Source organism: Kitasatospora sp. NPDC047058 (assembly GCF_040643935.1).
In the GTDB taxonomy this organism is placed as follows: domain Bacteria; phylum Actinomycetota; class Actinomycetes; order Streptomycetales; family Streptomycetaceae; genus Kitasatospora.
The window spans coordinates 1-4,201 of sequence record NZ_JBEYVJ010000513.1; the positions used below are offsets into that span (position 1 = coordinate 1).

Consider the following 4,201-nt stretch of genomic DNA (forward strand, 5'->3'; position numbering starts at 1 on the left):
CGGCCCGGGGCGCAGCCGCCGCCGACGGGCGGGGCGGCCCGCCGCGCCGACGTGCAGCCCGGAGGCCGCGCGGCGGACAACGGCTCAGGCGGCGGCCATGGCGGGGAGCGGCCGCCACTCGACCGGGATGTTCCGCATCACCAGCGCGCAGTCCAGCGTCGCGCTCCCGGGCGGGAAGCGGTCCGGGTCGTCGAAGAAGGACGATCTGGCCGAGCGGATCCGGCCGGCCTCCACCCGCCAGGCGTCCGTCCGCAGCTCCATGCCGTCCAGGTGGGCGCCGTCCCCGGTGGCCGAGTAGCCCTTCGCGCCGCCCCGGAAGAACCGGGAGGCCTCGGCGAGGTCGGCGAAGAGGCTGCTGCCGTGGAGTTCACCGGCCAGGTCGACGGTGACGTCCACCCGGGCGCCGCCGTCCCTGGTCGCGAAGGCGACCTGGAGGCGGTCGGCGGTCTCCTGCACGGCGAAGTCGGCACGGCCGTACTCCCCGGGGAAGACCCGGCCGCCGGCCCAGGCGTTGACCGGTGACGAGGTGTCGCGCCGCGGGATGTAGACGCCGGTCTCGACGCCCTCCGGCCCGTCCCACTGGACGGCGATCCGGTGCGCCGCGTTCTCGCTCCGCAGCCCGAGCGCCCGCGGCGCCCAGGCGGGCCGGACGCCGCCCAGCCGCATCAGGCAGACGCCCGCGACCGCGTGGCCGCGTACCAGCTGCGGGCGCAGCGGCCCGGGCAGCAGCCGGGCGATCGCGTCCGGGTCCACCCGGTAGTTCACCAGCAGGCGCCGTTCGACGACGCTGGCCAGCTGCGGCTGGATCATGACCCCTCCTGCTGCGCCCCCGGGCGCCATTTGGTGTGGCGGAGCACGATCTGTTCGGGGCAGACCGCGCTGAGGAACCGGCCGACGCTGGTCGCGAGGCGTTCCTCGACGAGCGAGTAGAGGATGCGATTGCCGTCCCGGCGTTCGGTCACCAGCCCGGCGCCCTTGAGCACACCGAGGTGGCGCGAGATGGAGGGCGCACTGATGGAGAACCGCGCCCCGATCTCGCCGGCCGCGAGCTCACCGGCCCTGAGGTCCTCGAGGATCTGCCGTCTGGTCGGATCGGCGAGGGCGCGGAACACGCCCGCCTCGTCCTGTGCTTCTGTCACGCGTCATATTTAGCATCTTGGCTAAGTAGCTAACAAGCTATCGGCCGCCTCGGATCGGCCGGAACATGGGAGCGCCGTCACCCCCGGCCGACGGCCCGGCCCCGGCGCCGCGGCCCTCGGGAGCAGTAGCGGGGCGGCCGGCAGCAGAAGGCCCGAGATCGGAGTGAATCCATGACGCCGCCCACCACGCCCCCTCCCCCCGCTGCTGACGACCCTGGCCCGGTGACCGCCGACGTCACCACATCGAGCATGGAGGAGGAGAACCTGCGGGACCTCGCGGCCCTGACCGGCGCCACGCCGGAAGAGCTGCTCCGGCAGCACGCCGCCGGGGACCTGCCCGTCCCCACAGAGCCGGCCCCACCCGAAGCCTGGGCCTTCCTCGACGGCCCCGAGGACCTTGCCGCCACCACCGAGGAGCACCTGCGTCGGTGGGACGGCCGGTGACCGGCCGCACACGGCGTCCCCCTCAGCAGGGAGTCGCCGGCGCCAGGTCCTGGGCGGACAGCCAGGCGGCGATGGCGGTGCCGATGGCCTCGGGCTGGTCCTCGGGGGCATGGTGGCCGGCGGGGCCCACGTGCTCGACGGTGAGGGCGGCGATGTTCTCGCGGCTCCAGGCGATCATCCTGTCGTCGATCAGGAGGGTCGGCGAGGAGTCGAAGGTCAGCAGCAGCTTGGGGACGTCCGGGGTGGTGGCGAGCCAGGCGTCGTAGGCGGTGATGCGGGCGACGACGTCGGCGGGCTCGCCGTCGACCGGCATCATCCGCGGCCAGGCCAGCAGCGGGCGGCGGCTCTCGGGCGTCGGGTAGGGGTCGCGGTAGGGCTGGACGTCGGACTCCGTGAGCGGGTTGAGGACGCCGCCCTTGAACGCGGTCTCGATGAAGATGTTCTGTTCGAGCACCAGCTCCTCGCCGACGCCGGGGGTGCGGAAGGCCTCCAGGCGGGCGCGGGCCGGCGCCGGGAGCTCCTCGGAGGTCATCGGCTTGAGGATGGTCTCCAGCAGGGCGATGCCGCGCACCCGGCCGGGGTGGCGGGCCGCCCAGTCGAGCGCCAGGGCGCCGCCCCAGTCGTGGCCGACCAGGACGACCTCGTCGAGGCCGAGCGCCTCGAACCACGCGTCCAGGTAGCGGGCCTGGTCGGCGAAGTCGTAGTCGATGGCGGGCTTCCCGGAGGCGCCCATGCCGATCAGGTCGGGGGCGAGGGTGCGGGCCCGGCCCGCGAGGTGCGGGGTGACCTTGCGCCACACGTGGGATGAGGTCGGGTTGCCGTGCAGGAAGACCACCGGCAGGCCTTCGCCGGTCTCGGCGTAGGCGAGGTGGGAGTCGATCACGGGGACGGTACGCATCAGTGGTGTGTCCTCTCGCGGTGCGTCGTTCTTCGGGGAGGCCGCGCGGGCGGCGCGGCATCGGCACTTCGGACCGGAAACCGTTCGTCGCACTAACGTTTCCGACATGAACGACCGTACATCGTTAGTGCGACTAACACAACGGGTAGGATCGGAGCCATGCACACCGAGCACGAAACCGGCCCGAGCGGCCCGACTGACGCCCTGGGCACCGCCGACGACGACGGCATGGCCTCCGCAGCGACGCCCGCCCGGGTGCGGAGCCTGCCGAGCAGGCTGCTGGCCATGACCGCGATGCACGCCGACCGCCTGGTCGGCGAGGGCCTGGCCGCCGAGGGCGCGCGCAAGTGGCACTTCGTGGTGCTGGTCGCACTCACCGACGGCGGCCCGGCCAGCCAGTCCACCCTGAGCCGGCGCACCGGCGTCTACCGCAGCGACATGGTCGCCGTCCTCAACGACCTCGCCGCCCGCGGCTTCGTGGAGCGCGCCCCCGACCCGGAGGACCGCCGCCGCAACGTCGTCACCGTGACTGCCGCGGGCCGCGGCTACCTGCACCGCCTCGACGAGATCGTCGACCGCGCGCAGGACGAGCTGCTCGCCCCCCTGAGCCGGACCGAACGGGCCACGCTGACCGGGCTGTTGACCCGTCTGCACGACCACCACGCCACGGGCGCCCCGGCCCCGGACGGCCCGCGCTCCACGTGACCGCCCCGCAGCGGACCGGGCGGCCGAGGACCGCCGGTGGCACCCGCCGGCGGTGCGTGTACCTTTCGGATCGTCACCGTCCGGCAGCACCGGGGCCGGAGCAGCCCGAGCGAGGGAGAGCGCGCATGACCCCCACCCCGAACCAGGTCGACTTCACGGCCGCGCAGGTCGCCGGACGCTCCCTCGACGTGCGCTGGATCCACGGGTCGGAGTCGTCGAAGCACAACACGGACCCCGAGATCCAGGTCCACCACTACGACGAGCACACCGTCATCCTGCGGCAGAACAAGGCGGTGAACTACGAGGCGCCGTTCCTGTTCCTGCTCTTCGGCGACGAGCGCGCCGTCCTGATCGACACCGGCGCCACCGCCGACCCCGCGTCCTTCCCGCTGCGCCGCGTCGTGGACGGGCTGGTCGCGGACTGGCTCGCCCGCCACCCCCGCCCGGGCTACCGGCTGCTCGTCCTGCACAGCCACGGGCACGGGGACCACGTCGCGGGGGACGCCCAGTTCGCCGACCGCCCGGACACGGTACTGGTGGACGCCGGGCTCGACACCGTCCGGGCGTTCCTCGGTCTCGGCGACGACCCGGCCGAGCCGGCCGCGCTGGACCTCGGCGGCCGGGTGCTCAGCTGCCTCGCCAGCCCCGGCCACCACGAGGCGGCGGTCACCTACTACGACCCGTACACCGGCTTCCTGCTCACCGGCGACACCGTCTACCCGGGCCGGCTGTACATCGCGGACTGGGACGCCTTCGTCGCGACGATCGACCGGCTGATCGCCTTCGCCGCCGACCACCCGGTCGGCCACGTGCTCGGCTGCCACATCGAGATGACCACCGAGCCGGGCGTGGACTACCCGATCCGCTACACCTACCAGCCCGACGAACCGCCGCTGCAGATGACGGTCGCCCAGCTGCACGACATCCGCCGGGCGCTCGCCGAGGTGGCCGGCCGGCCCGGGCGGCACGTCTTCGACGACTTCCTGATCGTCTACCGGGCCGGCTGACGCAGACC

6 protein-coding genes are annotated in these 4,201 nt (G+C 73.7%); 3 read left to right on the plus strand and 3 right to left on the minus strand.

Annotated features, from left to right (window positions below):
- Window positions 1-84: 84 nt before the first annotated feature.
- Both ABZ885_RS36485 and ABZ885_RS36490 read right to left on the minus strand, forming a co-directional pair.
- Window positions 85-810, minus strand: coding sequence for a DUF2071 domain-containing protein (locus ABZ885_RS36485; RefSeq protein ID WP_360198728.1), 726 nt, complete (start codon window positions 808-810; stop codon window positions 85-87).
- A complete protein-coding gene (locus ABZ885_RS36490) occupies window positions 807-1,139 on the minus strand; it encodes a metalloregulator ArsR/SmtB family transcription factor (RefSeq protein WP_360198730.1) in 333 nt (110 codons plus the stop codon). The genes ABZ885_RS36485 and ABZ885_RS36490 overlap by 4 nt, the downstream gene beginning before the upstream one ends.
- A 222-nt stretch (window positions 1,140-1,361) precedes the next feature.
- On the opposite strand from ABZ885_RS36490, the gene ABZ885_RS36495 reads away from it, so the two are divergent.
- Window positions 1,362-1,583: a hypothetical protein gene (locus tag ABZ885_RS36495; protein ID WP_360198733.1), complete on the plus strand. Its 222-nt coding sequence runs from the start codon at window positions 1,362-1,364 to the stop codon at window positions 1,581-1,583.
- Between the two features lie 22 nt (window positions 1,584-1,605).
- Here the strand turns inward: ABZ885_RS36495 and ABZ885_RS36500 are convergent, their stop codons facing one another.
- A complete protein-coding gene (locus tag ABZ885_RS36500; RefSeq protein ID WP_360198735.1) occupies window positions 1,606-2,481 on the minus strand; it encodes a haloalkane dehalogenase in 876 nt (291 codons plus the stop codon).
- 228 nt (window positions 2,482-2,709) lie between these two features.
- Between ABZ885_RS36500 and ABZ885_RS36505 the strand changes: the two genes are divergently transcribed.
- Window positions 2,710-3,186 carry a MarR family winged helix-turn-helix transcriptional regulator gene (locus ABZ885_RS36505; RefSeq protein ID WP_360198741.1) on the plus strand — a complete coding sequence of 159 codons (477 nt, stop codon included), beginning with the start codon at window positions 2,710-2,712 and terminating at the stop codon, window positions 3,184-3,186.
- A gap of 125 nt (window positions 3,187-3,311) precedes the next feature.
- On the plus strand, window positions 3,312-4,193 hold the full coding sequence (locus ABZ885_RS36510) for an MBL fold metallo-hydrolase (RefSeq protein WP_360198738.1): 882 nt from the start codon (window positions 3,312-3,314) through the stop codon (window positions 4,191-4,193).
- Window positions 4,194-4,201 lie beyond the last annotated feature (8 nt).